The following is a 316-nucleotide window of genomic DNA, read 5'->3' on the forward strand; positions in this document are numbered from 1 at the left end:
AACGAAGGCTACATTGGTACCCTAGCCAACACGGGAACTATCGCCGGAACGACAACGGGTATTCAGAACACGGGCAATATTACAAGCTTATCTAATAGTGGCTCTGTTTCCGGCACAAATGCAGGTATTAAGAACAACAGCAGCATCACGTTGCTCAATAACAACAACATTATATCTGGTGATATTGGGATTAACAACGCGGGCTACATTGGTACCCTAGCCAACACGGGAACTATCGCCGGAACGACAACGGGTATTCAGAACACGGGCAATATTACAAGCTTATCTAATAGTGGCTCTGTTTCCGGCAGCGCTT

1 pseudogene is annotated in these 316 nt (G+C 46.5%); it reads left to right on the forward strand.

Annotated elements, in window-relative coordinates:
• Positions 1-316 (forward strand): annotated as a pseudogene (locus tag FHC49_RS14845) (outer membrane autotransporter); the annotation flags it as partial.

Source organism: Kluyvera sp. EC_51, from assembly GCF_019584505.1.
Taxonomy (GTDB): domain Bacteria; phylum Pseudomonadota; class Gammaproteobacteria; order Enterobacterales; family Enterobacteriaceae; genus Kluyvera; species Kluyvera sichuanensis.